The organism is Rufibacter sp. JT3400010 (assembly GCF_054956755.1).
In genome coordinates this window covers 141,647-167,809 of sequence record NZ_JBUDXA010000004.1, presented here as the reverse complement: position 1 = coordinate 167,809, position 26,163 = coordinate 141,647, and the positions used below count along the sequence as shown (strand labels likewise).

At 49.2% G+C, this 26,163-nt stretch carries 23 protein-coding genes; 7 read left to right on the top strand and 16 right to left on the bottom strand.

Features of this window, described 5'->3' with window-relative positions:
* Window positions 1-206: 206 nt before the first annotated feature.
* Together ACY0JR_RS05785 and ACY0JR_RS05780 are read right to left on the bottom strand one after the other, a co-directional pair.
* Window positions 207-1,769: a hypothetical protein gene (locus tag ACY0JR_RS05785; RefSeq protein WP_462632995.1), complete on the bottom strand. Its 1,563-nt coding sequence runs from the start codon at window positions 1,767-1,769 to the stop codon at window positions 207-209.
* A 438-nt stretch (window positions 1,770-2,207) separates the two neighbouring features.
* Complete coding sequence (locus tag ACY0JR_RS05780; RefSeq protein ID WP_462632994.1) at window positions 2,208-4,481, bottom strand: Tex family protein; 2,274 nt, start codon at window positions 4,479-4,481, stop codon at window positions 2,208-2,210.
* 255 nt (window positions 4,482-4,736) lie between these two features.
* Here ACY0JR_RS05780 and ACY0JR_RS05775 point away from each other — a divergent pair, with 255 nt between their 5' ends.
* Both ACY0JR_RS05775 and ACY0JR_RS05770 read left to right on the top strand, forming a co-directional pair.
* Window positions 4,737-5,123 (top strand): hypothetical protein, encoded by a 387-nt coding sequence (locus tag ACY0JR_RS05775; protein ID WP_462632993.1) that lies wholly within the window; start codon window positions 4,737-4,739, stop codon window positions 5,121-5,123.
* A gap of 179 nt (window positions 5,124-5,302) precedes the next feature.
* Window positions 5,303-5,488 carry a hypothetical protein gene (locus ACY0JR_RS05770; RefSeq protein ID WP_462632992.1) on the top strand — a complete coding sequence of 62 codons (186 nt, stop codon included), beginning with the start codon at window positions 5,303-5,305 and terminating at the stop codon, window positions 5,486-5,488.
* A 105-nt stretch (window positions 5,489-5,593) separates the two neighbouring features.
* Here ACY0JR_RS05770 and ACY0JR_RS05765 read toward each other — a convergent pair whose 3' ends face one another.
* Complete coding sequence (locus tag ACY0JR_RS05765; RefSeq protein ID WP_462632991.1) at window positions 5,594-6,187, bottom strand: DUF308 domain-containing protein; 594 nt, start codon at window positions 6,185-6,187, stop codon at window positions 5,594-5,596.
* A gap of 262 nt (window positions 6,188-6,449) precedes the next feature.
* On the opposite strand from ACY0JR_RS05765, the gene dinB reads away from it, so the two are divergent.
* Window positions 6,450-7,511: a DNA polymerase IV gene (dinB, locus tag ACY0JR_RS05760; protein WP_462632990.1), complete on the top strand. Its 1,062-nt coding sequence runs from the start codon at window positions 6,450-6,452 to the stop codon at window positions 7,509-7,511.
* 122 nt (window positions 7,512-7,633) lie between these two features.
* Here the strand turns inward: dinB and ACY0JR_RS05755 are convergent, their stop codons facing one another.
* Window positions 7,634-8,170: a DUF7935 family protein gene (locus tag ACY0JR_RS05755; protein ID WP_462632989.1), complete on the bottom strand. Its 537-nt coding sequence runs from the start codon at window positions 8,168-8,170 to the stop codon at window positions 7,634-7,636.
* 208 nt (window positions 8,171-8,378) lie between these two features.
* Here ACY0JR_RS05755 and ACY0JR_RS05750 point away from each other — a divergent pair, with 208 nt between their 5' ends.
* The gene (locus ACY0JR_RS05750; RefSeq protein ID WP_462632988.1) at window positions 8,379-8,729 is read left to right on the top strand and encodes a HesB/IscA family protein; all 351 of its coding nucleotides are present in this window, start codon (window positions 8,379-8,381) and stop codon (window positions 8,727-8,729) included.
* A gap of 457 nt (window positions 8,730-9,186) precedes the next feature.
* Here the strand turns inward: ACY0JR_RS05750 and ACY0JR_RS05745 are convergent, their stop codons facing one another.
* From ACY0JR_RS05745 to ACY0JR_RS05725, 5 genes are all read right to left on the bottom strand, one after another.
* Complete coding sequence (locus tag ACY0JR_RS05745) at window positions 9,187-10,005, bottom strand: ChaN family lipoprotein (protein ID WP_462632987.1); 819 nt, start codon at window positions 10,003-10,005, stop codon at window positions 9,187-9,189.
* 181 nt (window positions 10,006-10,186) lie between these two features.
* A complete protein-coding gene (locus ACY0JR_RS05740) occupies window positions 10,187-11,497 on the bottom strand; it encodes an ABC transporter permease (RefSeq protein ID WP_462632986.1) in 1,311 nt (436 codons plus the stop codon).
* A complete protein-coding gene (locus ACY0JR_RS05735; RefSeq protein WP_462632985.1) occupies window positions 11,490-12,404 on the bottom strand; it encodes an ABC transporter ATP-binding protein in 915 nt (304 codons plus the stop codon). The genes ACY0JR_RS05740 and ACY0JR_RS05735 overlap by 8 nt, the downstream gene beginning before the upstream one ends.
* A 359-nt stretch (window positions 12,405-12,763) precedes the next feature.
* On the bottom strand, window positions 12,764-13,921 hold the full coding sequence (dnaJ, locus tag ACY0JR_RS05730) for a molecular chaperone DnaJ (RefSeq protein ID WP_462632984.1): 1,158 nt from the start codon (window positions 13,919-13,921) through the stop codon (window positions 12,764-12,766).
* A 6-nt stretch (window positions 13,922-13,927) separates the two neighbouring features.
* On the bottom strand, window positions 13,928-14,497 hold the full coding sequence (locus tag ACY0JR_RS05725) for a nucleotide exchange factor GrpE (protein ID WP_462632983.1): 570 nt from the start codon (window positions 14,495-14,497) through the stop codon (window positions 13,928-13,930).
* An 81-nt stretch (window positions 14,498-14,578) separates the two neighbouring features.
* Between ACY0JR_RS05725 and ACY0JR_RS05720 the strand changes: the two genes are divergently transcribed.
* The gene (locus ACY0JR_RS05720; RefSeq protein WP_462632982.1) at window positions 14,579-14,758 is read left to right on the top strand and encodes a hypothetical protein; all 180 of its coding nucleotides are present in this window, start codon (window positions 14,579-14,581) and stop codon (window positions 14,756-14,758) included.
* 320 nt (window positions 14,759-15,078) lie between these two features.
* Here ACY0JR_RS05720 and obgE read toward each other — a convergent pair whose 3' ends face one another.
* The 5 genes from obgE to ACY0JR_RS05695 all read right to left on the bottom strand — a co-directional run bounded on the left by obgE (window position 15,079) and on the right by ACY0JR_RS05695 (window position 20,858).
* Entirely contained in the window at window positions 15,079-16,074 is a 996-nt protein-coding gene (gene obgE / locus ACY0JR_RS05715; RefSeq protein WP_462632981.1) for a GTPase ObgE, read from the bottom strand.
* Window positions 16,075-16,215: 141 nt separating this feature from the next.
* Entirely contained in the window at window positions 16,216-16,809 is a 594-nt protein-coding gene (locus ACY0JR_RS05710) for an adenylate kinase (RefSeq protein WP_462632980.1), read from the bottom strand.
* A gap of 126 nt (window positions 16,810-16,935) precedes the next feature.
* Complete coding sequence (hpt, locus tag ACY0JR_RS05705; RefSeq protein ID WP_462632979.1) at window positions 16,936-17,475, bottom strand: hypoxanthine phosphoribosyltransferase; 540 nt, start codon at window positions 17,473-17,475, stop codon at window positions 16,936-16,938.
* Window positions 17,476-17,588: 113 nt separating this feature from the next.
* A complete protein-coding gene (locus ACY0JR_RS05700) occupies window positions 17,589-19,835 on the bottom strand; it encodes a sodium-translocating pyrophosphatase (protein ID WP_462632978.1) in 2,247 nt (748 codons plus the stop codon).
* A 108-nt stretch (window positions 19,836-19,943) separates the two neighbouring features.
* A complete protein-coding gene (locus tag ACY0JR_RS05695) occupies window positions 19,944-20,858 on the bottom strand; it encodes a M20/M25/M40 family metallo-hydrolase (RefSeq protein WP_462632977.1) in 915 nt (304 codons plus the stop codon).
* Between the two features lie 206 nt (window positions 20,859-21,064).
* Here ACY0JR_RS05695 and ACY0JR_RS05690 point away from each other — a divergent pair, with 206 nt between their 5' ends.
* Window positions 21,065-22,333: a tetratricopeptide repeat protein gene (locus tag ACY0JR_RS05690; RefSeq protein WP_462632976.1), complete on the top strand. Its 1,269-nt coding sequence runs from the start codon at window positions 21,065-21,067 to the stop codon at window positions 22,331-22,333.
* Between the two features lie 11 nt (window positions 22,334-22,344).
* The gene (locus tag ACY0JR_RS05685) at window positions 22,345-23,688 is read left to right on the top strand and encodes a hypothetical protein (protein WP_462632975.1); all 1,344 of its coding nucleotides are present in this window, start codon (window positions 22,345-22,347) and stop codon (window positions 23,686-23,688) included.
* Here the strand turns inward: ACY0JR_RS05685 and ACY0JR_RS05680 are convergent.
* The gene (locus ACY0JR_RS05680; protein ID WP_462632974.1) at window positions 23,640-24,713 is read right to left on the bottom strand and encodes a glycosyltransferase family 4 protein; all 1,074 of its coding nucleotides are present in this window, start codon (window positions 24,711-24,713) and stop codon (window positions 23,640-23,642) included. The genes ACY0JR_RS05685 and ACY0JR_RS05680 overlap by 49 nt on opposite strands.
* A gap of 226 nt (window positions 24,714-24,939) precedes the next feature.
* Complete coding sequence (locus ACY0JR_RS05675) at window positions 24,940-26,163, bottom strand: glycosyltransferase (RefSeq protein WP_462632973.1); 1,224 nt, start codon at window positions 26,161-26,163, stop codon at window positions 24,940-24,942.

Below are 26,163 nucleotides of genomic sequence, written 5' to 3'. Positions count from 1 at the left end.
TCCATCCTTGTATTAACTTTATTTAGGCGGTTCAGGTTTTGGAAAGAAGTAACAAATAAATTGGACTCAACGAACATTCTGCCTTTACCCTGCTATATGCTCCTAACAGAACAGGGCAGTGTGCTTTACTTGCTCGCGAAACCTGACTGGTTGTACATAAAAAAGGCCAGTGTAATCACTGGCCTTTCTGTAAACATCATTTCTGGTTAGAACCTGGCATTGGCAGGCATTGAAGCCACCATCCGCAAGCCTTCATTTCTTGGGTCATAAGACAAGCCTTTCTTCGCCAGCTCTTTCATGGTGGTGGCGCTTTTTGCCCGGTAGTATGACTGGCAGGCACCCAGGAACAAATCACCCATCATTCTTTCAGTGAAGTCTCCTTTGTCCTTTTTATAAAGAGTTTCAAGGGAGAGAAGCAATTTCTTGCCTTCGGTACGGCTATCAGCATTAAACGCATTATGGATGGCTCTCGCGTAGGCCAGCATACAATTATGATGGAAGTCAGGATCTGCCTGGAGGAAAGAGAAGCTTTTCTGGTAAGATTCCAACGTCTTGGAAAGATCTCCAGAAAGTCGGTTTCTATTCAGTTGCTCATAGATCAGCGACTTCAACATTCCTACTAACTCAGTACTTGCAGGGTTAAACCCATATGCCTTGGTGAAATATCCCATTGCCTGCTCATACTGGTTATTCAATGCCTTCACCCGGCCGTTGTGGAAATTGTAGACGTACGCAATGTCTTTGTAGGACACGCTATCACGGGCCGCACTTTTGAAAGCTGCATAGATCTTATTGTAAAAGACAGTGTCTGGCTTATCTAGCAAGTGTTTCTGGGTTAATACCTTGAAATCATTGGTGAAATCATCTCGGTAAGCATCGCCGGGTTGCATGGCGTAGAAGCTGGTCAATAAGTCTACCTGCTCCATTTTATCATAATTAAGCCCTTCCATCTGCAGCCCTATGGCAGAAGTGAGCAGATAGCGGGTTTCATACGAGGGATGCAACCGGTACGCTTTCTGGAACGCCTTCCCGGCTTTTTCATACGCCTGCTCTTCATACTGCTTTACCCCTTCATTATAATACTGCAAAGATACTAGCTGTTGAAAATTGATGGATTTGTCAGCTTTGAAGTTCTCATTGAAGACAACATCTACCCCTTTGGTTCTCACCTCTTCTTCGCTCACCAGTTTGCCCTTTTGCAGATACTCTACATAGCTCTTCTTAAACTTAGGATCTGGGGCAAAATAACCACCTAATGGATTGGTGGACTCCATCATGATCTTGCTCCCTTTTGGGTCGGCTACCAGATAGACGTGGGTGGGCAATTGCTTTATTTCATAGCCAATGCCGTAATGCTCCAGCACCAGTGCATACAGGGCCGTTGCACTTACACAGTTATACGTCCCTGTTTTCATGATCTGGTCAAAAGACGCGATCTCCTCATATTTCTTCAGGAATTGCCTGTGGGCCAGATCGAAAATCAGCTTCACCTGCTTAGGCAAGGCTTTATCCCTGATTTTACTCATATCCAGCGCAACATAAAGCTGCTGCATGGCTTGCCCGGCCAACTCCAACTCTTTTTCTGTTACCGAGGGATTCACCGAAAGCAGTAATGCTAGCTTGTTTTGCTCACCCTTGTCTAAGGCCTTGAAATACTTTTCCTCAAAACCAGAGGAGTACGAGATGTTCTTGATGCGCAAAGTGTCTTTCTGTGCCTGTACAGACCATGAGAATAACACCAGCAATAAAAGGAGTAAAGGTTTCTGCATATACTGGAATAGGAAATTATTTTAACCCTCTAAAATTAGCTACAAAATCTCAACTACACCAAAACCAAACACCATAAATAATACTAATCTAATAAATCATCCCTATTCACATGATTCTATTAATTCTTAAATCAAAGACAAGAACCCTCCATTTCGGTAAAAAAGATAACAAACAGATACAAACCCTATATATCAACCAAGAGTATTTTACACTTATACCCAGAACACGCTATTGCACTTATCTATAAATAAACGAATCTACAAACAGCATTAAACCTTAAACAGCAGCACACAACACTCCGTTTAATTCAATTTACCTTAGTTTCATAACTACATTCTTTCCAGCCTAAAAACAAAGAAGCCTTTATGGTTTCAGGTCCGTTTTAGTGAAACAGGCCTGAAACCATAAAGGCTTCTACACGGCATTAAGTACGCTTATTACCGAAACATGCTCTTCAGCTTGTTCAGTTTGGTAGCCATGTCTTCTTCCTCTACCGGTGCTTCGCGTTTGCTACCGCCACTGGTGTTGTTTCCGGCTTTCCGGTCATTGCCCCGGCTTGGTCTGGCAGTAGCGGCCTGCGGATCTCCTTTCATGGAAAGCGCAATACGCTTACGGCCTACTTCCACTTCCAGCACCGTCACTTCTACCTTCTGCCCTACTTTCACCACTTCATGCGGATTGCTCACGAAACGGTCAGACAAGTGGCTCACGTGTACCAGACCATCCTGATGCACCCCAATGTCCACGAACGCCCCGAAGGCGGTGATGTTGGTAATGATGCCCGGCAGTTTCATGCCCTGGCGCAGGTCTTTGATCTCGTTCACCCCTTCAGTGAAGCTGAACACCTCGTAGCTTTCGCGCGGGTCACGGCCGGGTTTGGCTAATTCGCTCAAAATGTCTTGCAGCGTTGGCAAACCAACGGTCTCAGACACGTATTTCTTCAGCTCGATTTTCTTGCGGAGCTCAGCGTTTTTGAGCAGGTCTTCGACGGTGGCGCCTAAGTCTTTCGCCATTTGCTCTACCAGAGCATAACGCTCGGGGTGCACAGCGCTGGCGTCCAGTGGGTGCTTCCCGCCTCTGATGCGCAGGAAGCCAGCCGCCTGTTCAAAGGCTTTGTCACCCAGGCGGGCTACTTTGCGCAGCTCATTGCGGGTTTTAAACGGACCGTTCTGGTTGCGGTAGTCTACGATGTTCTGCGCCAACTGCGGTCCCAAACCAGATACATAGGTCAAGAGCTGCTTGCTGGCGGTGTTTACCTCCACGCCCACGGCGTTCACGCAGCTCATTACCACATCGTCCAAGCTGTGCTTCAAGGCATTCTGGTCTACATCGTGCTGGTACTGGCCTACCCCAATGGACTTAGGGTCTAGTTTCACCAACTCAGCCAACGGGTCCATGAGGCGGCGACCGATGGAAACGGCGCCGCGCACGGTGATGTCCTGGTCTGGGAACTCCTCGCGGGCCACGTCTGAAGCCGAATAAATGGAGGCACCGCTTTCGTTCACCATCACAATGGCAATGGTGTTGGGTAAGCCTAAGCCGCGCACGAAGGTCTCGGTTTCGCGCGAAGCGGTCCCGTTCCCAATGGCGATGGCTTCGATGTTATATTTGGCGCACATGGCCATAACCTGATGCCCGGCCGTTGTGGCCTGCCCGGCACCGTTGTGTGGGAAAATGGCTTCGTAGTGCAATAGTTTGCCTTGCTCATCCAGGGCCACCACTTTACAACCGGTTCTGAAGCCCGGGTCAATGGCGAGTACGCGTTTCTGGCCCAACGGCGCAGACAAGAGCATGGGGCGTAAGTTGTCAGCGAAAACTCGGATGGCTTCTTCATCGGCACGTTTCTTGGAAGAAAGGCGCACTTCGGTTTCCATGTTCAGGCGAAGCAGACGCTTGTAGCTTTCTTTGATGGCGAGTCGCACTTGCTCAGCGGCGGCGTTGTTGCCGGTCACGAACTGGTCTTCCAAGATGGCCAAGGCTGCCTCTTCCTCAGGTTGGGCATCCAGCATTAAGACCATTTCCTTTTCGCCGCGGCGCATGGCTAAAATGCGGTGACTAGGGGCTTTCTCAATGGGCTCGTCCCACTCAAAGTAATCTTTGTATTTCTGGCCTTCTTCTTCTTTGCCCGGAATCACGCGCGCTTTGAACACGCCTTTCTTCTCAAACAAATTCCGGATGCTGGCGCGGGCCTCGGGGTTCTCGTTGATCCATTCGGCCATAATATCACGGGCACCAGCTAAGGCTTCTTCCGCAGATTTCACTTCTTTTTCTTCGCTCACAAACGCAGCGGCCTCAGAAGCAATATCTAGGTTGGCTTGCTCAAACAGCTTCTGCGCCAGTGGCTCCAGCCCTTTCTCGCGGGCGATGGTGGCCTTGGTGCGGCGTTTGGGCTTGTACGGCAGGTAAATATCCTCCAGCACGGCCATGGTTTCGGCAGCTAGTACCTGGGCTTCCAGTTCTGGGGTTAGTTTCTGCTGGTCTTTTAAGGATTTCAGGATGCTTTCGCGGCGTTTGTCCAGCTCCCGGAGTTGCTCTACACGGTCGCGGATGGCGGCAATGGCCACCTCGTCCAGGCTGCCGGTTACTTCCTTGCGGTACCGGGCAATGAAGGGCACGGTGGCTCCCTCGTCCAGCAACGCTACCGTGGCTTCTACTTGTTTCTGGTTTACTTGCAGCTCCCCCGCAATCGTCTTGAAATGGTTTTCTGGCATGCTAAATAATCGTTCTGAAAAGACTTGAATCTCGGTTTACCGCGTTCACTCTGCGGCAACTGGATTTCAAAGATAAGGCGAAATTAGCGGAAACCCTGCACTCCGGCGCTTGCTTTTATCCCCTATTCCTGCCCTGGAAGCTGGCCCGGTATTTGTATCTTTGCCGCTACCTGACCGGAACTAATTTTCTCGCTTCGCGTGTCTGAATGCCGACGCGGGAACTCCGCTTTTGAAAGAATTTACCTTAGTATGTATATGAAGCGAATTACCTTTTTGCTGGCCCTGGTTTTCACCACCCTTGCCAGCCAGGCCCAGACCGCAGCCGTCACGCCAGAGGCTCGTGCCCAAGCCATGACCACTACCATGACCCAGCACCTGAAACTGACCCCGGCCCAGGCCGCCAAAGTAAAGGCTATTAATTTAACCAGCGTGCAGCAACTGGAGCAGGCGAAGAAAGACCACAAAAATGACCCGCGCCAGTTGAAAGCGACCATGGACTTGATTAGCTCAACCCGTTTGGAGTCGTTGAAGAACGTGCTTTCCGTTACCCAGTTCCAGCAGTACCAGCAGCAGCGCGAAAAGAAAATGGGCATTCCGCAGCAAGGCAACGCTGGCGGCGTTCCGCAGGAATACAACAACTAAGAAGGCAAGCGCCTTACTTTCAGAGGGCACCATTTTCAGGGTAGTTTTTATAAAAACAGCTTGGAAACGGTGTCCTTCTTCTTTGTGATTCCTGCCCGCAAATTTTTATGCGAAGGTTTATGAAAACGGGCTATAAACGGCATCTTGCTTCTATTCACGCACCTAAACGCCTGCTGCTTATGAAATTCTTAGGTTTACTTATTTTTCTGGTAGGGTTGGTTTCGCTGTTGGTGGCCTCCTTCGGGGCGAATCACTTTCTGCTTTTGTGGGTAGACAATTGGGGAAGACCTATTGGCTGGGCGCTCAGGGTAATCATTACCATCTTCGGGTACATTCTGTATTACGTGCACCGGCACGACGATTGAACTTCATTTTTCACTCCTTTTTTCCAAAACAGCCCCAAAAGAAAGCGGCACCGCCTAAATAGACGGTGCCGCTTTCTTTTGGGGCTGTTTAAATGCACGGGGAAACTACATTTCCAGCAAGCCCAGCAAGATAAACACCAGACCTACAATGGCTGCCAGCGTACCCACCAAGCCTAAACCAGGGATAATGCTCAGCAAAACACCCGCTACCAACAGAATCAAACCAATCTTTACGTACTGATTCAGGGCATTGGCTTTTTTCACGGCTTTGGCTTCGCGCATGATTTTCTTGGTAGCCATCTTTACATCTTTTTTGCTTTTAGCAGAGGCCAGCTCATTGGCCATCGCTTTTACATTGGGATTGGCTTCCAACGCCCGGGCCACCGCTGTGGAGGTTAACGGGGCAGTACGAGCCACTTCTCTGGAGGCAACCGGTCTAGCGGCATTGGCTTCCAGGGCTGGGGTTGATTTATTTTCATCTGAAGTTACAGGAGTTGCTGCTTTCTCTGGTTCGGCCTGAGCCACCACCGCTTCTGGGGCGGCCGGTTCTACCGTTGGGGTACCTTTAGCCGGTGCGGCTTTCTGATAGGTAGTGGCCGGGGTGCTAAAGTCAAAGTACTGGTTTGAAGAAGAACAGCTTACCATGAACTGGCTAGCCACGCCGCAAACAACAAGAGACAGTAAAGATTTGATTTTCATAGTGTAAGGTATTAAGTGGATTTGGTTTAACGCATAAAAAGGTAGAACATCCGTTCACACTTAGTCTGGGAAGGTTTCTTAAGTTAACTTCGCAGTACGGTTGAGTAACGGCGCAAGTTCACAAATCATTTTATGAATACAGCTTTCTAACTCTTTTTAGGTTGTAAATCAGGCCGAAAAAATTCTAAATACTTGGGCAGCTTGCTTTCAACCGAGACCGGAGGTACATTTCTTTGTTCCGCTTCCCTCATGACCCAGCGTAGTGCGTAAAATCATTCACATAGACATGGACGCTTTCTTCGCCTCCGTTGAGCAGCGCGACAACCCGGCACTGCGCGGAAAACCCGTGGCCGTGGGTGGCACCAAAGCGCGGGGCGTGGTGGCAGCGGCTAGCTACGAGGCCCGGCAATACGGCGTATTCTCGGCCATGTCTTCGCAGTTGGCTTTCCGGAAATGCCCCAACCTGATCATGGTGCCCACCCGGTTTGAGGTGTACCAGCAGGTCTCGCGTCAGATCAGGGAGATTTTCCAACGCTACACCGATTTGGTGGAACCACTCTCTCTGGACGAGGCCTACCTGGATGTCACCGAGAATAAATTCGGGCTGAAGTCTGCCATGTTCATCGCGCAGCGCATTAAGCACGAGATCCTGCGGGAAACCCGCCTGACAGCCTCGGCGGGTGTGTCTTTCAATAAATTCCTGGCCAAAGTAGCCTCGGGCCAAAACAAACCCGATGGCCTGACGGTGGTGTTGCCCGACCAAGCCGAGGCCTTTGTGGAAGCCTTGCCCATTGAAAAATTCTACGGCATTGGGGATGTGACCGCCGCCAAAATGAAGCAACTGGGCATCCATACCGGGGCCGACCTGAAAAACCGCTCTGAGATGGACCTGCGCCGGCACTTCGGGAAATCAGGTTCTTACTTTTACCAAATTGCCCGCGCCCAGGACGAGCGCCCCGTGGAACCCAACCGCATTAGGAAAAGCATTGGCTCAGAACGCACCTTCATGGAAGACCTGGAAACCGAGGACGAGATGCTGCCGCAGTTACAGCGCCTGGCCGAGGAAGTGGCCTATGACCTGCATCGGCTGGAAGCCAGCGGCAAAACCATCACCCTCAAACTCAAGTACCACGACTTCACCCTAAACACCCGCAGCAAAACCTTTTTCTCCAGCGTTCGCGCCGAGGAAGTATTGCTGGATATTGCCTCAGAGTTGCTGCGCACGCCGTTTCTCCCCACCAAACCCGTCCGGCTGCTAGGAATCACCGTCTCCAACCTCCATTACGGAAAGCACCAGAGCGGTCAGTTATCCTTCGCTTTCTGAAAAGCAGCATAAAATTAGGTGTTCAGAAAGTAACGGCAACCGGACTAGGATTTGCCCATCAGTCACCGCCCTTCCCTTCTTTGCGTCTTTTCCCGAAACAAGCTAAAAACGGGAAAGCCGGTTTAGAAGATCTCGTGCAGTTCACGCTTCAGAAACTGAATGGCCTGTACCGTGGGGTCTACTTCGTTGTGCAATACATTCTCCAGCACTCTTTTTGCCAGTTCGGTGCCTTTGGTTTTATCCTGTAGGTTCTGGTAGTTCTGGTTGATCATAGAGACCACGTCTTCTTTCGCTTTTTTCACCTGCTGCCAGGCGGCCTCGCTCATGTATAACTGCTGCGAAAGATTGTGCGTGTATTCGGCCCTTATTTCCTGGAGCAGTTGCGCCTGAAAATCAGTAGCAGTCAGGCCCGAGGGACTAACCCTGATGAGCAAATTACTTGGTGTAATACGTTCCAGAAACAGGATAATGCGCTCGTAGGCCTGTAACCTGATGGGCAGAATGGTTTCGCTGTTCTTGAGCCGTATTTCCAGCACTCTTTTCCGGTAATCGCGGTCCAGGTACTTCTGGGTGAGCAAGTACATGGCTCCACCGATGAGGAAAGCCGGAATAGCACTCAGTAATACGAGCAGCACAATGGAGGAGGTATCTGTTGTCATAAGAAAGGGATAGCTGGCGTAACTGCGCCGTTTTCGCCCGGTTTTTCGGAATACGTCTTTGAAACGCTTTGATTAGGTAAATATCGGGAAAAATTTGATGTGGCCGCGGCTGAATCATTTTGCCGCTTTTCTAGTTACTTATAGTATAGCGCTGTCCTTTACAAACAGTCTGTATTTTAGTATCTTTGCTACGCAAAAACCACTTACTATGGAAAGCACAACTCTAAAAAAAGCTCCTATATCCCTTACTCCGCTGGCCCTGCAAGAGGTGAAGGTGATCATGAAAGATAAAAATGTACCGGCCGAATACGGTTTACGCATTGGGGTGCAAGGCGGCGGTTGCTCCGGCATGTCCTACTTGCTCGGTTTTGACAAACCAAAGGACTCAGACGAAATCTTTGACCTGGACGGGGTTCAACTCATCATGGACAAGAAACACGGCATGTATGTGATGGGCATGGAAGTAGATTTCCAGGATGGCCTTAATGCCCGTGGCTTTGTCTTCAACAACCCACAGGCGAAGAGTACTTGCGGCTGCGGAAGCTCTTTCTCTGCCTAACGTTCTTAAGGTAATTTCTTGGAAAGGCCTGCTTTTTAGCAGGCCTTTTTTTTGTGCATGCAGTTTGCTGTTCCCTTGGTTATGCTGCTTACTGCGTGATTGCAGGTGCTTTGTTGTTTCATTTCTAACGATAAGCGCTCACGGCCGCGAGGCCCCGCCTTCCGCCCTCGCGCTGTGATTTCTCCTCACCTGCTTCGCTGTCGCTCAGAGGTGGCCGAACTCTAGGCGCTCAAGCGAAAGGCTGGAACTGGGAATGCGTGAGTGGAGTTTGTAGACCTCCTGCTGGCGCGAGTCTCTGACTCGTGCCAGCAGATACCGGGTAGTCTCCAGACTATCCTCGCTGCAACGCAGCGACACTACGCATTGCTGGTTCTTACAAGCCGTACAAGGCCAAAACAAAACACCCCTCCTATTTTAGGAGGGGTGCCCGGAGGGCGGGGTGGTAAAACACACCTCCCTAATACGTTCTAGTCATACTTTCCGGAACCGCCAACACGAAATCAGCACGTTGCAGGTTATCCTTTTCCAGGTCTTCCAGTTGGGATTGAAGCACGGTGGAAATGGTCAAGACTTTTAGTTCAGGCCGAAGGCGGTGCAGGTACCAGAGAATGCCTTCGTGGTGGTCTGAGTGGTAGGCGCCGTTCAGGTGCAGCAGGTGTTGGCCTTGTGGCAGGTTCTTGCTGATGAAGTGGGCCATGGTCGCGTCTTTCAGGGCTTGGGCCTCCACAATCTGCGCAGAAGCCGCGGAGGTGCTATGTGCATCTCCGAACATACTGAGCATGCGCTTGTAAGCTGGCAACTCTAAATCTACCGTGATGGGCAGCAACGCCAGCCACTGCTTTTCCTGGGCAGGTAAGGCATCCAATCCTTTCAGACTTTCACGGGCGACAATCCTGGCCGAGCGGCGGGGTGCGTTGGTGGCAATGACTTTGATCCCGTTTGCTTTGGCAAAACTGAGCGTTGGTTTGTAGTCGGTGGGGTAGTTGGGCCAGGCGCGGCTTGCCTCTAGGAACTTCGGCTCTTCCAGTTGCCCTTGCAGAAAAGAATCAACCGCGGCTTGGGTATCGGTTTCCCACATCTCGGCGCCTAGGATCAGTTGTTTGCCGTGCAGGCGATACAGGTCTTTGGTGAGTTCCACTTGCAACCAGTGCGCAATAGGGTCGTTGTGCTGTTCGCCAAAGAATACCACATCGGCGGAAGCCAGTTCTTTCAACATCTTCTCGTACTTCAACGACTTGCCATTACCCTGGAACAAACGATAAGCGGGTTTATCCATAGTGAAAGAGCTAAGGAACAGTACAGCCGACAATAGAAAGAGAAGCTTTTTCATGCGTTAGAGCAGTTTTCCGGAAATCGGGCTAAAAATGGAAGTTGAAGTTAGAGAACAGACGCTAGAAATTAGATGTTGCTTTACTAAACCGTCTAATATCTAATTACCAACATCTAGCGTCTATTACTTAGCCTTTATAGAAGAGCCATTTAGAAAGTTCGCGGTAGTTCACTTTTTTACCGTACATCAGGATTCCTACGCGGTAGATGCGGGCAGCTACCCAGATGGTGCCAATGAAACCGGCAATCAGGAAAAACATGGACAGCAGCAGTTCCCAGGTGGGCACCCCGAACGGCATGCGCAGCATCATGACCACCGGCGAGGTGAACGGCACCATAGACATCCAGAAAGCGACCGGCCCGTTAGGGTTCTTCACGATGATGGTTTGGGCCACAATGAAGGACAAAATGAGCGGCACCGTAATGGGCAGCATGAACTGCTGGCTATCGGTCTCGGAATCTACGGCGGCTCCCACGGCCCCAAACAACGCGCCGTACAGCAGATATCCGCCTAAAAAGTAAAAGAGAAAACTCCCGATGAGCAAGGGCAGGTTCAGGTCTTGGGCGGCACTTACCACCTCATGGATTTCCTGGGCTTGTTGGGCATCGCGCTCATTCTCTATGCCCTGCACGGTCTGGCCAATCTGGTCATCAGAGAACCGGTTCAAGTCAAAGCGCGCCGATACTCCGCCGCCAATGGCCGAGGTAAGCACAATCCACAGCAGAAACTGGGTAAGCCCTACGGCGGCAATTCCCAGAATTTTTCCGGCCATGAGTTGAAACGGCTTCACCGAAGACACCATTACCTCCAGAATACGGCTGGTTTTCTCTTCTATGACGCCGCGCATGATCTGGGCACCGTAGATGAAAATGAACAGATATACCAAAAACGCCCCTAAAAAGCCCACTCCCGTGGTTACGCCCACATCACTGCTTTTCTCCCCTTCGGCGCTTAGATTCACCGTCCGGATGCTGATGGGGGTTTTAATCTTATCCAGTACTTGTTGGTCAATGCCCGAGTTGGCGAATTTCACTTCCTCCAGTTCCTGCCGCACCTGCTTCTGCAAGGAAGAGATCATGGACAAACTGGTGCTTTTTTGGGAGAACAATTGAATGCCCTGCGGTTTTTCCAGGTCTAGTTTAGGAATGTACAGCAACGCCGCGTCCTCCGAGTTCAGATAAATCTGTTTTGCCAATTCTACCGGCCCTGGCACCTGCACAAACTTCAGTTCTTCAGTAGAAGTAAGCTTGCCTTTGAGGTAACCGCTCTCGTCCAGCACCTGCACCACCTTGGTATCATCAGACATGGTGGCGAGCCAGATGGGCACAATCATGACCAAGGCCATGAGCAGCGGCCCCAGAATAGTCATGACAATGAAGCTTTTCTTGCGCACGCGCACCAGATATTCGCGCTGAAACACTAACCAGATCTTATCCATGTGCTTCTTGGGTTACAGTTTGAATAAAAATATCATGGATGCTGGGCACCTTCTCCTGAAAGCCGTGCACCTCCACCCGTTCTGTTAAATAGCGCAGCAGTTGGTTGGGGCCAATCTCTGGCTCCAACTGAACCTCGGCCGTGAAATCATTTCCGTTCTGCGCTTGGGTCAGCACTTTGAAATCGGGCGACATAATCATCAGTTTTCCGGTGCCTTCCACGTGGTACGTGTGGCTGCGGTAGCGGGCTTTCACCTCTTTCACGCTTCCTTCCATCACTTTCTGCGAGCGGTTGATCATGACAATGTAGTCACACATCTGCTCTACAGATTCCATGCGGTGGGTGGAGAAGATAATGGTGCAGCCCTGCTCCCTAAGCTTCAGGATTTCATCTCTGATGATGTTCGCGTTCACCGGGTCAAAGCCCGAGAAAGGTTCGTCCAGAATCAGCAGTTTGGGTTCATGCAAGACGGTGGCAATGAACTGCACCTTCTGCTGCATGCCTTTGGAAAGGTCTTCCACGTTCTTGTTCAGCCAGGTTTTCAGATCCAGCCGTTCTGCCCAGACTTTGATACGCTGGGTAGCATCTGCTTTCTCCAACCCTCTTAACCGCGCCAGGTACACCAACTGCTCCCCTACCTTCATTTTTTTGTAAAGGCCCCGCTCCTCGGGTAGATAGCCAATCTGTTGCACATGGTGCGGCTGCAAAGGCTGGCCTTCAAACAGCACCTGCCCTTCGTCGGGACCGGTTATTTGGGTGATGATGCGGATGAGCGACGTTTTACCGGCCCCGTTCGGCCCCAACAGCCCGAAAATACTGCCTTTGGGAACATCAAACGAGACTTTGTTCAGGGCTTGGTGCGCTTCGTAGCGTTTGCTCACGCCCTGTATCTGAAGAATGGGTTGCAAGAGAAAAGCGGTTGGTTAGTTGGGCTAAAGCTAAGGGAAAGCGCTTCGGTTTGCAAGTGGACCGCCCCTGGGTTTCAGGCCTGTTTTCGGGAAAACACCCTGTAGCGGCGTTACACCGTAACGCCGTGGTTCTACGCAGCAAACAAGTTTCAAACAGCAGGACCAATTCTTGCCGCAATTCCTATCTGTGGTGAAGAAAGGTTGTCTAGGTGGAGACAGTATCGTTTCATAGGAACACGGCGTTACGGTGTAACGCCGCTACAAACCACCTTCCTGAAAATGACAACGCCCGCTTCCTGTAAAAGAAAACGGGCGTTGTTGATAACTCAGAACTCCGGACTCAAGACTCAGAACTCTCCTTATTGAAAGTACTCTTTCATTTTCTCGAAAAAGCCTTTCTCGTTCTTACCTGGGTTCGGGATGAAGTTCTGGGACTCGCGGAGGCGCTCCAGGATTTGGCGTTCTTCTGGGTTCACGTTCTTAGGTGTCCAGACGTTGATGTGGATGAGTTGGTCTCCTTTGCCGTAGCCGTTGATGTCTGGGATACCTTTGCCGCGCAGGCGCAGGATTTTGCCGGACTGGGTGCCTGGATCTATCTTAATCTTCACCTTGCCTTCAATGGTAGGCACTTCTACGCTGGCTCCTAAAGTAGCATCCACGAAGCTCACGTACTGCTCAAACATGATGTTGTTGCCGTCGCGGCGCAGAGTAGGATGCTGCTCTTCCTCAATCTGGATTAACAGATCACCGGGAATACCACCGCGTTCCGGCACGTTTCCTTTGCCGCCCATGGACAGCTGCATGCCATCTGCCACACCGGCGGGCACGTTGATGGAAATCACCTCTTCGCGGAGCTGACGACCTTCACCGTGACAGGCATCGCATTTCTGGCTGACGGTTTTGCCTTCGCCGTTACAGGTAGGGCACGTGCTGGCCGATACCATTTGGCCCAACATGGTGTTTACCACGCGTTTCACCTGGCCTTGTCCCTGGCAGGTAGGGCAGGTATTCAGGGCAGTTCCGTTTTTAGAACCGTTTCCGTCGCAGACATTACAGGCCTCGTAGCGTTTTACTTTGATTTTTTTCTCTACGCCTTTGGCTACTTCCTCCAGGTTCAGTTTGAGCTTGATGCGCAGGTTGCTGCCTTTGCGCACGCGCTTGCCGCCGCGCTGTCCGCCACCTCCGAAGAAGCTTTCGAAACCGCCTCCTCCGCCACCACCGAAGATGTCACCGAACTGGGAGAAAATGTCTTCCATGTTCATGCCACCTCCGCCGCCATAGCCGCCGCCGTTCACGCCCTGGTGCCCGAATTGGTCGTAGCGTTGGCGTTTCTGCTCATCGCTCAGGACTTCGTAGGCCTCAGCGGCTTCCTTGAATTTGTCCTCGGCGGTAGGGTCATCGGGGTTCTTGTCGGGGTGAAACTTGATCGCGATTTTGCGGTACGCTTTCTTTATCTCATCCTGAGAAGCCCCTTTGGCTACGCCCAGTATTTCGTAATAATCTCTTTTGGTTGCCATGGCTTCTTATGCTCCAATTACCACCTTGGCAAAGCGAACCACTTTGTCATTGAGGTAATATCCTTTCTCTACTTGGTCAATCACTTTGCCCTTCATCTCGTCAGAAGGCGCCGGAATCTGCGTGATGGCTTCGTGCACCTCGGCGTCAAACGGCTGCCCAACCGCTTCCATGGGTTTCAGGCCTTTTTGCTGCAACAGGCTTAAGAACTTGTTGAAGATCAGCTCCACGCCTTCGCGTACGGCGTTCACATCCTGCGCATCTTTCATGGCTGCCTGAGCTCGCTCCAGATCATCCAACACCGGAATCAAGGCCACCATCAACTCCTGGTTCGCGGTTTTGAACAACTCTAACCGTTCTTTGGACGTGCGGCGTCTGAAGTTGTCAAACTCGGCATGCAGGCGCAGGTATTTGTCGCGCAGTTCATCTGCTTCTGAAGAACCACCCTCTGGAGAGGCATTTGCTGCTTCCGGGGCTTGGGCTTCTGTCTGCTCAGTTGCCGTTGCTTCTGTCGCCTCGGTGTTTTCAGGCTGGATGTTCTCTTGTTCTTGAGGATTTTGTTCAGCTGCTGTACTCATATATCTTTTTATCCTTACAGATTATACTTCTACTTTTCTGGGTGCCTGACCAGTGGCAACTATTTTGCCAAACCCGTTTTTATGTCATTCTGGCATTTTCAGGCGAAAACGGGGAACGGTTTGGTTCTGTTTGTGTCAGGGGGTATGACAGGTAAGTGGTGGTTTGTTTTTGGGCTGATTTTGGGGAAACTCGTGTTTTTTGGTTTGCGGTTGATGCTTGAGGCTGATGCCTTGGCTTGTCCGCTTATTGCGTGGGTTTAGGAGCTGTGTTGTTTCATCGTTGACGATAAGCGCTCACGGCCGCGAGGCCCCGCCTTCCGCCCTCGCGCTGTGATTTCTCCTTCGCCCACTTCGCTGTCGCTCAGGGGCGGTCGAACTCTAGGCGCTCAAGCGAAAGGCTGGAATTGGATATGCGTGTTTTTCTTTCTTCGCTGTCCCCGCTGGCGCGAGTCTCTGACTCGTTCCTACTGATAATGGGTAGTCTCCAGACTACCCTCGCTGCCCCGCAGCGAAACCACGCATGGCTGGTCTGCCATCCTATGGTAAAGATTCCTGGCTTCTTCCTGAAAACCAACGCAAAACTACGCGGTGTTCAACGCCTGCCAGATCATGTCTTTGAGCTGGGTGATGTTTTTGTTGGTCATGCTGGAGATGAAGACGGTCGGCAGGTCGGTGGGTAGGGTGGCCCGCATCTCGGCTTCCAGTTCATCGTCTATGAGGTCAGTTTTGGTGATGGCCAAAAGGCGCTGTTTGTGCAGCAGCTCGGGGTTGTAGGTCCGCAGTTCGTTTACCAGAATCTCGTACTCCTCGGCAATGTCTGGGCTTTCCACCGAGATCATGAACAGCAGGATGGAGTTGCGCTCAATGTGCTTCAGGAACCGGATACCCAAGCCTTTGCCCTCAGACGCGCCTTCAATAATACCGGGAATATCGGCCATCACGAAGGATTTGTAATCGCGGTACGCAACTACGCCCAGGTTGGGCACCAGCGTGGTGAACGGGTAATTGGCAATCTTCGGCCTGGCGGCCGATACGACCGACAGTAGCGTTGATTTACCAGCGTTGGGGAAACCTACCAGACCTACATCGGCCAGCAATTTCAGTTCCAAGACGGTCCATTCTTCCAACCCAGGCTCGCCGGGTTGGGCGTAGAGCGGGGTTTGGTTGGTGGGCGATTTGAAATGGGCGTTTCCCAGACCGCCGCGGCCACCGGGCGTGATAATGGCTGTCTGTCCGTCTTCGGTGATTTCGGCTTTTATCTCACCGGTTTCGGCGTCTCTGGCAATGGTGCCTATGGGCACTTCCAGCACAATGTCTTTCCCGTACGCGCCACTGGAGTGGCTGGGACCGCCGCTGCCGCCGTTTTCAGCGATGACGTGTTTTTGGTACTGTAAGTGCAGCAGGGTCCAGAGCTGGGAATTGCCTTTCAGGATGATGTGCCCTCCCCTGCCTCCGTCGCCGCCGTCGGGCCCGCCGTGGGCAGTTTTCTTGTCGCGGTGCAGGTGGGCTGAACCGGCTCCCCCGTGCCCAGACCGGCAGCAGATTTTGACGTAATCAATGAAGTTAGATGATGACACAGTAATAAAGGTAAAGTGAATGCTATGGTAACAAGGAAGCATTCCCCGGGGAGAATGCTTCAAAGGTAATGCTATGAAAGGTACGTCTTTGCGTCTTGGTTGTTCCCGGAAGTAATTCTTGGAACGCCTGCGCGAAGGCGGTTATTTATTGTTCAAGGCCAGCTGACAGGCACCAATGATTTCGCAGCTCTTTGTGAAAATCTCCTCAATTTCGCCAATGCCGTCTACGGCGTAAAACTTGTTCTGCTGCGCGTAGTAATTAGCCACCGGCGCGGTTTTGGAGTTGTATTCGTGCACCCGTTTCTGGATGAGAACTTCATCTGCGTCATCTGGACGGCCAGAGGTCTGCCCACGGAGCAACAAACGTTTTACTAATTCCTCTTCGTTCACTTGCAGGGCTATCATGCACGTAATGCCTTGGTCATATTTAACTAATAACTGATCCAGGGCTTCGGCCTGCGGAACGGTACGTGGAAATCCGTCAAAGATAAATCCGGCCGCTGTACGGTTATCGGCAATCTTGGATTCAATCATACCAATCACCACTTCATCGGGAACCAGAAGTCCCGCATCCATGAGTCCTTTTGCTTTAAGCCCCAGCTCTGTTCCTTGAGAAATCTCAGAACGCAACAAGTCACCCGTAGATAGGTGAATGAGTCCGTATTTTTCAATTAGTTTCTGGCTCTGCGTGCCTTTGCCTGCCCCTGGAGGACCGAAGAGTACGATGTTCAGCATGAGTAGTGAAATAGTGAGATAACAAAAGTAAGAATAAAATCTTGATAATGACAGATTTTAAGGGAGCGTTGCCCTTCGGCACAGGTCCTTTTAAGGCTGATTTCCTGAAAACAAGCTGAAAACAGGTTACATTACTTTGTAGATGTCGCGCAGGTTACGGCCCAAGCCGTTGTAGTCTAACCCGTAGCCTACCACAAAATCATTGGCGATGGACAGCGCGGCATATTTGATTTCTATGCGGTGCTGCAGGCTTTCGGGCTTCAGGAGCAGCGTGGCAATCTCTACCGAAGCCGGCTCTTTGGCCTGTAGTTGCGGCAAAAGGCCCGCTATGGTGTGCCCAGTGTCTACAATGTCTTCCAGAATGACCACGTGGCGGTCTTTGATTTCCTCCTTCAGCCCTATGATTTCTTTGACCTTGCCCGTGCTTTGCATGTCTTCATAAGAAGAAAGCCGCACAAAGGAAATCTCACAGTCAATGCTCATCTCCTTCATTAAGTCTGAGGCGAACATGAAAGAACCGTTCAGCACCGCTAAGAACAGGGGCTGCTTGCCCTGGTAGTCATGGCTAAGCCGAGCCGCCACAATCTCCACACTATGAAGAATTTTCCGCTCTGGAAGATAGATACTGAACTGCTTGTCTAGGATTGTTACCGGTGGCTGGTGCATCTGCTTTGGAAAATAAGAAGCATCAAATTTGCGCAAAACTGCCCTAAATTAAAAGGAAGTAGCCCTTTTCCGCAGAAAAGGGCTACTCAGATGCTATTCCGCGCCTGTTTTAACTAACGGTTACTACCAGCAGAGGGTTGTGGATAGTGAGCGATGGTGGTCGCCTCGGTTTGAGGTCTGTTTTTGATAGAACTCTCCAAATCTGGACGGGTTTCAGGAGCCGGAGGCGTGGTTTCGCGTACCGCGATGTGCGGCGCAATCACCAGCGACACAATGGACATGAGCTTGATTAAGATGTTCATAGACGGGCCCGAAGTGTCTTTGAACGGGTCGCCCACGGTGTCACCGGTCACCGATGCTTTGTGCGGGTCTGAGCCTTTGTATTCCATGACGCCGTTAATCATCACCCCTTTCTCGAAAGACTTCTTGGCGTTGTCCCAGGCACCTCCGGCATTGGATTGGAAAATCGCCATTAAAACGCCCACCACGGTTACCCCGGCCAACACCCCGCCCAGAATCTCGGCGCTGGACACATTGTCAAACACGCCCCGCAAACCAAACCCGATGATGAGCGGGACAACCAAGGCAATAGCCCCGGGTAACATCATTTCTCTGATGGCTGCCTGCGTAGAGATAGCCACGCATTTGTCATATTCGGGCTTGCCCGTGCCTTCCATAATGCCCGGAATCTCCCGGAACTGACGGCGCACTTCCTGCACCATCGCCATGGCGGCTCTTCCTACGGCACTAATGGCCAAGGCCGAAAACACAAACGGAATCATACCGCCAATAAACAAACCAGCCAAAACGGGAGCCTTATACAAGTCAATGGTGCTGATGCCCGAGATGCCCACAAAGGCGGCGAACAAGGCCAGCGAGGTAAGCGCCGCCGACGCAATGGCAAAGCCTTTTCCGGTGGCAGCGGTGGTATTCCCCACGGCATCCAGAATATCGGTGCGTTCGCGTACTTCCTTGGGCAATTCGCTCATCTCGGCAATTCCCCCGGCATTATCGGCAATAGGCCCGAAAGCGTCAATGGCCAACTGCATGGCGGTAGTGGCCATCATTCCGGCGGCAGCAATAGCCACGCCGTACAGTCCAGCCACCGAGTAGGAGAAAACGATACCAGCCGCTAACACAATGATCGGCATGGCCGTGCTCATCATGCCCACGCTTAGCCCGGCAATAATGTTGGTAGCCGCGCCGGTAGAAGATTGCTGTACAATGGAGTTCACCGGTTTTTTGCCCATGGCAGTATAATATTCGGTGATGATGGAGATGAGCGTTCCTACAATCAGACCAATGATTACCGCCCAAAATATACCCATAGAGGTAAATTCATAACCCCGCAAGTTCAGGGTTTCGGGCATCAGCCAGTCAATGACAAAATAAGAGGAAATAGCTGTTAACGCTACAGAAGACCAGTTGCCCATGTTCAAGGCCGCTTGTACGTTTCCGCCTTCTTTGACGCGCACGAACAGCGTCCCAATCATGGAGAAGATAATCCCCATACCGGCGATAAGCATGGGCAGAATGATAGGCGACAAGCCCCCGAAGTTATCTGTCACGTTGATTTCCCGGCCCAGCACCATGGTAGCCAAAATGGTAGCCACATAGGAACCGAACAAGTCAGCGCCCATTCCGGCCACGTCACCTACGTTGTCTCCCACGTTATCGGCGATGGTAGCAGGGTTTCTGGGATCATCCTCCGGAATACCGGCTTCTACCTTTCCTACCAAGTCCGCTCCTACGTCGGCGGCTTTGGTGTAGATACCACCGCCCACCCGGGCGAACAAGGCAATACTCTCGGCTCCTAGGGAGAATCCGGTCAGTACTTCCAGCGCCACTTCCATTTGCTCACTGTTGGCACTGGCTCCTGCGCGTTGCACAAACCAATAGTAGAACGCGATGAACAAGGAGCCCAGGCCTAACACCGCTAATCCGGCTACGCCCATGCCCATCACGGCCCCGCCGCCGAAGGACACATTCAAAGCTCTGGACAAACTGGTTTTAGCGGCCTGGGCGGTACGTACGTTGGCTTTGGTGGCAATTCGCATGCCTATAAATCCGGCTAAAGCCGAGAAAACCGCCCCAATCAGGAAAGCAAGGACAATTATTGGAGAGGAATTCTCACCTACATAACCCAGATAGAAAAGGAAAAGGGAAGCGATGATGGCAAAATAGGTAAGCACTTTGTACTCCGCCTTCAGGAAAGCCATGGCTCCTTCGGCAATGTACCGGGCAATGGTGCTCATCTTTTCATCGCCGGCATCTTGTTTGGTGACCCACGCCGATTTTATGGCAGTGTACAACAAGGCAACCAGCCCGAATGCGGGAATGGCGTAGAGAATTGTCTGCATAGAGTAAGGCTTTGTTTGGTTAGTATGGATTTTCAGCTTAGAAGCTCCCTGCAAGCTAATCTTTCTCGCCTAAAAAACAAATATACTGTATACTCTATGCTGTTTTCTTTACAGTTTCTGCATCAGGAGCTTATACAAGCTTACCATGGCGTAAATATCACGCTTGTGCACCAGCTCATCGGGGGAATGCACGTTGTCCTCGGGCGCGCCAATAAAGCACCAATCCCACGGAATATTCCCGTAGTGCAACTCCTTTCCATCAGAGCCACCGGCGCTTTCCACCTCTATCTGGTGGGGGATATTGGCTTCCTGCGCCAACTTAATAATCTTCTGCACAAAACTTCGGCGGGGAATCAACAAATCTCTCAAGGAAATGGCCACACCCAGACCCGCTTGCACGCCTTCGGTTACCCAGGTGATATCAGAAATAAGGGCTTGGGTGACGCCATATGTTTCATGGATATATTTGGCTAAATAGCCCACCGAACCGCCGCCAGTCTCTTCCCAACAGCCGAAAGCAATAATCCCATTTTCCAGTGTCTCGGCAACCTGCAACACATTCCAAACACCCAGGCGGTTATCTAGGTAACAGCTCTGTACCGTTTCCTCCGTTTCCCTGAAATCACACTGGAAAACCAACTCAGTGCCCCGCTCAATCTCCCGCTCAAAGTCATAGCTTAGCTCCCTTTCCTCTTCATCGGCCACTAGCGTACAGGCAATTTTTCCCTGGCTGTCCTCGCCCACCAGTTTATAGCCTGTTTCCGCCACCGGACCGCCAATGGTAATCAGTTGTTTCCCGTACCGCACCATAAACCCGATGGAATCCATATGCGCAAAAATGACAGTACGCGGTTGCCCGAACACCAACAATAGGCAGTCCTGAAACCCCTCTCCGTGGATGAGCTGCGGTTTCGTTTTCCAGGTATCCTGCTGCTCCTGCACATAGTTCAGCAGAAACTCCTTCATTTTCACTTCATTCCCCGAGGGGGCATGAATTTGGCAAAGTGTGCGCAATAATTGCATAGTTGTGCGTTTTTTCAAAAGTAGCAGATTTCTTTTTAGACTTTAAGGAGATTTTTGGCTTATTTTTGGAAAAACAAACCCAAAACGGCCTCAGTATTAAACGTAGATTGAACCCTACCCAAGCCTGTGCATGTTGTGGGGCTACTACCGTTATCACCCTTTACGCCGCAATACGCAAGTAGCAGTTTAGGCAGTATATGAATTTGATGAAAAAGATTCTTTTCTTCTTTGTTTTAGTTTTCGGCTTTTTTCAGGCGCAGGCGCAGGTCCCTGACTCCACCAAACAGATTGACCAGAAACTTCTGGACTCTTTGCAGGCCAGCATCATTCTGGACTCAGTAGATGTGTTGCCCCAAGCGCTGGACATCAAAGGTTGGTTACTGCTGAACGAGAGCATCATGAACGAACTGGGTGGCGCGGTAGACAACATGTACAATTTCAAGTTTGAGACCGCCGAAAAGCAGTTCAAATCGCTCAGAAGAAGATACCCCAAACACCCCATGCCCTATTTCCTCATAGGGCTAAGTCAATGGTGGAAAATGGTACCGTCCAACATCACCGACACCCGCTACGACAATTACTTTCTGGCCTACATGGACACCACCATTACTCTGGCCGAGAACCTATATGACAAGGACAACAAGAACTTGGAGGCTGCTTTCTTTCTTTCCGCTGCCAACGGTTTCGGAGCCCGTCTTCATGCCGAACGGAAGAACTGGCGCAAAGCGGCCATCATGAGCAATCGGGCCTTAGATTACCTCCAGAAAAGTAAAAAAGCAAATGGCCTAAGCGACGAGTTCCTGTTTGGCGAAGCGCTCTTCAACTACTACGCCGTTTGGATTCACGAGAACTATCCCCTCCTGCGCCCCATCCTCTATTTCTTCCCGAAAGGGAACAAGAACTTAGGCCTGAAACAGTTGCAGCAAGTAGCGTTCAACGGCTTTTACACCGGTACCGAAGCGAAGTTCTTTTTGATGAAGATTTACGCAAACGATGCCAAAAACGGCGCCTCTGCCATGTCCTTAGCCCAGTACTTGGCCAGCACCTACCCAGACAACCCCTATTTTCAGCGTTTTTATGCGCGCATGGCCTTCACCGAAGGTAACTTCGGCATAGCCGAACAACTCTCCACTCAGATCTTAGACAAGATTAACAGAAAGGTATTTGGCTACGAAGCTATCAGTGGTCGCTACGCCAGCTTCTACCTGGCCTACATCCACCAATACCGAAACAGAGATTACGCCAAAGCCAAAGGATACTACCAGCAATGCATTAGCTTTGCAGAGCAAATTGGGGAAGTAGAATCTGGCTACTACATTTCCTCTTTCGTCAACCTTGCCAGAATCAGCGACAAAGAGAAAAATGTGCGCCAAGCCAAACAATACTATGAAACGGTCATGCGGCTAGCTGGCTCAAAGTCTGATGCAGAGAAAGAAGCGAAAGCTTATTTGAGGAAGAATAAGAAGGTGAAGTAATACAAATAAAGATGGAATTAAAGGATCTATTACTCACCCCTATTTATTTAATCTTTATCTATGGTATTGCTTACTGGATAAGACCAAGATTCACTACTAAGTACACCAAAAAGCATTTTATTCCTGCACTTACGGTAAAGCTTATTGGCGCGCTGGCATTGGGTCTTATATACCAGTTTTACTATGGTCCGGGCTATGAAGTTGGAGGCGATACTGGTAGCTACTTCAAACAATCCAAGATTGTAGTTGATGCATTAACTACTTCTCCTTCGGTTGGTTTACAACTCCTTTTTTCAAATGGTGAGTACAACGCTGAAACAGTTCAGTATTCTAGCCAAATTTACTGGTATACTGCTTCTACAGAATTCTTTATCATTAAACTTGCTGCGGTATTTGGAGTAGTGAGCTTTGGCGCATATTCTGTATCTGCTATGCTATTTGCCTGCTTAAGTTTTTCAGGTATGTGGGCCATGTATTTGACCTTTTTGAAGATGTACCCCAGGCTTCATAAGCAATTTGCTTTAGCTTGCTTCTTTCTTCCATCAGTTTTCTTTTGGGGATCTGGCTTAATGAAGGACTCTATCACTATTGGAGCCTTGGGCTGGCTGTTTTACGGATTTTATATGACCTTTATAGAGAAAGAAAAGATATTCAGTTCTTTGATTATCATCTTTCTAGCAGCTTACGTCATATACTCTGTCAAAGTATATATTTTGCTTTCTTTCTTGCCTCCCGCTTTATTTTGGATATTTATAGAAAACAACAATAAAATAAAGAACTCCTTGATCAGAAACGTCGCGAAACCTTTATTTATCGTGATTGGATTATTAGTCGCTTATATTGGTGCAACTAACTTAACGGCCGGGGACGAAAGATATGATATTGAGAAAATTGGGGAACGTACCAAAATCAATAGTGAGTACTTGAGTGAGTATGTTGCCTCTGGATCAGCTTACAACATAGGCACATTTGACGGTAGCCTCGGGAGCATGCTTGCGGTTGCACCACAAGCAATAATCATAGCGCTTTATCGGCCTTTTCTGTGGGAGGTTCGCAATCCAGTAATGCTCTTATCTGCAATAGAAGCTACCATATTTTTATACCTTACGTTAGGGTTTATCTATAAAACTGGACTGATTAAAACAATTCGGCTTATAAGCATAAAGCCTATCCTTACTTTCTGTATGATTTTTTCCTTAGTATTTGCTTTTGGTGTGGGAACAAACAGCGGAAACTTCGGAACCTTGGTGCGGTATAAAATTCCTTTAATGCCTTTTTATCTGGCAGCTTTGTACATTATGCAAGCTCAGGCAAAAAGACCTAAGAAGTCAGCGCGTATAGCAGTAACAGCGTAAGAGTCCTCAATTCTTTTTCTGGCCGCCCTTCCAAGCAATCTTCTTTTATCTGTATCCAACAGCATTTTCTCTAAAGCGATAAACCATTCGTTTGGGCTGTCACATACATATCCATTAACCCCGTCGGTTACTACCTCAGTATTCATTCCCACCGGAGAAACCACTGCTGGTATTCCTAAGGCCATGTATTGCAACGCCTTAAAAGCACATTTACCGTTAGACCATGGGTCGTTTATTAACGGCATTACACCTATATTAAACTTCAACAGATCTTCAATCTCAGTCTCTTTTTTCCAGGGAACATAAACCAAAGACTTGAAAGAGAACTCTGGCTCCTTATTTGAAATCACTTGAAAGATAAACTTGTAATTTTGCTCTAACTTTTCAAGTACAGGCACAAGGGGCTCTAAGTATTTCATAGTGGAATGCGTTCCAGTCCAACCAATTACGATTGGCTCACCTTCCTGCTCTTTTATCCTATTGTGGTGCCCAATAGTGTCAATTGTTGTAGGTATAACATAAGAATTAGCAGGGTTGAAGTTTTTTGCGTACCCTTGAAGGAAAGAGTTTCCACAACTCACTTTATAGGCCCAGCGGCAAATAGAGCCAACTTTGTGGTGCCATTTTATACCAGCTACTACCTTGTTAGCCTCAGAAGTATTAGGAATCCAGATGGCGTCATCAAAATCGTAAACAATTTTCTTTTTGAGTACGTTGGAGGTAAACCATTCAAACCAAGGTGGACCTATGGGAGTGGCTTCGCGATGAATGAAAATAAAATCATAGCCTCCTACTTTTCTTAAGAGCAAAGCTCTTCGCAGGAATCCTTTAAGAATCCCCAGCGCTTTACGCGCAGATTTTCCTGGTTTGTACAAAATATCCCAAGTAGCATTATCCAGAAAAGGAACCACTTGGTAAGTGAATCCTGCGTCTGATAATATATTGAAATATTGCTCAAACCTAAAACGCTGAGATGGAGCTTTGCCTACAGGGTAAGGCACTACAAATAGAATTTTCTGCCCCATGGCAAGTTAATATTGTTATGTAAAATGAAGTGTAATAAATTGGGAATTGCCATGTAAAGCACAGTCGCTTCTATAGTTAACATCAACCTGATACTTTTCATCTGCTTTCCCATGCTTCGTAAGGGATAACTCATGAAATCAATCTAATGCCTACCAGCTGAAAAGTGTATCTGCCAACAGCTAAAAGAAAGATAATAAGCCAAAATTGATGCTTAGATCTTAATACCTATGACAAAAGACGGCTATAGACTTCTGCATACTTTTTGATTGCATTCTCTAATGTATAATACTCCAAAGCATTCGCTCGTATTTCAACAGCATTCTTCTTAAGCAAAGCAGGAATAGCAGTTAGCACCTTCTCATAGCTAACCGAACTAAAATCATCAATGGCAATTCCAGCATCCATTGATTCTACGATCTCCTTTACATCACCCACCTTGGAATTACAGATAACCGGAATTCCCATAGCCAGTATTTCACCTAATTTAGTAGGAGAACTAGCAATTTTAGAATAGCTCTGTTTTATGAAAAACAAGTTAATATCTGACGCAGCAGTGAAAAGGGGAACCTCTTTACGTGAGGCACTCCTAATAACAAAGTCTGCAGGCGTTAAATTGTATTTTGAAGCAGATTCAAAAATCAATTCGGCTGGTTCTGTCGTAATAAACAAGAAAATAGCATTTGCATACTTTTCTTTGATTTTAGCGAACAGCTCCAACATTTCATCTAGCATATACCAGGCCCCAACCGACCCTAGATAACTGATCACTAATGCATCTTGACGTATTCCAAGTAGTTTCCTAGATTCACTTTTCTGGTTCTGGGTATTCAGTTGGAATAAGTTAAAATCGGCACTGCAAGGAATCACTTGGATAGGAGCCTTTTTATAGCTCTCCCATGTTTGTATTTCCTTTTTCCCAGCCTCCGTCAAACTAATGATAGCATCTGAATTGGATATATATACAGCTTCCTTCTTTTTATAATTTTTATAGGCAAACTTAAAAAATGGATTGCTAAGGTTCCAGGCACCGCCGTCTACCCGCTCATCTACCCAAAAGCCTCGCATGTCAAATAACAGCTTTACTCCGTACTTTCTTCTAAGTTCCACGCCTACGGAAATACTTACATAGCTCCGGCAATGAATTAAATCAAAACGCTTCCTTTTATACAAAAGCTCTGCCTTCTTTCTAAGTTGATATAAATCATAGTACTTGGCAAGTACGGGAGGGCTTGAAGTAAAAGGAATTGGCTGCCAATCAATTGCATTCGCTTTGACTATTTCCTCAATAACTGATATGTTCTTCTCAAATCTCTCAGGCTTTTCGCAAGACAAAAGTGTTACCTGATAGCCAAGTTTACTCAGACCACTCAAATACGGCAGAACCTGTGACTGCCCTAACGGATCAGTCATACCATCATATGAAATAAAAAGTACTGATTTGCTCTTCAT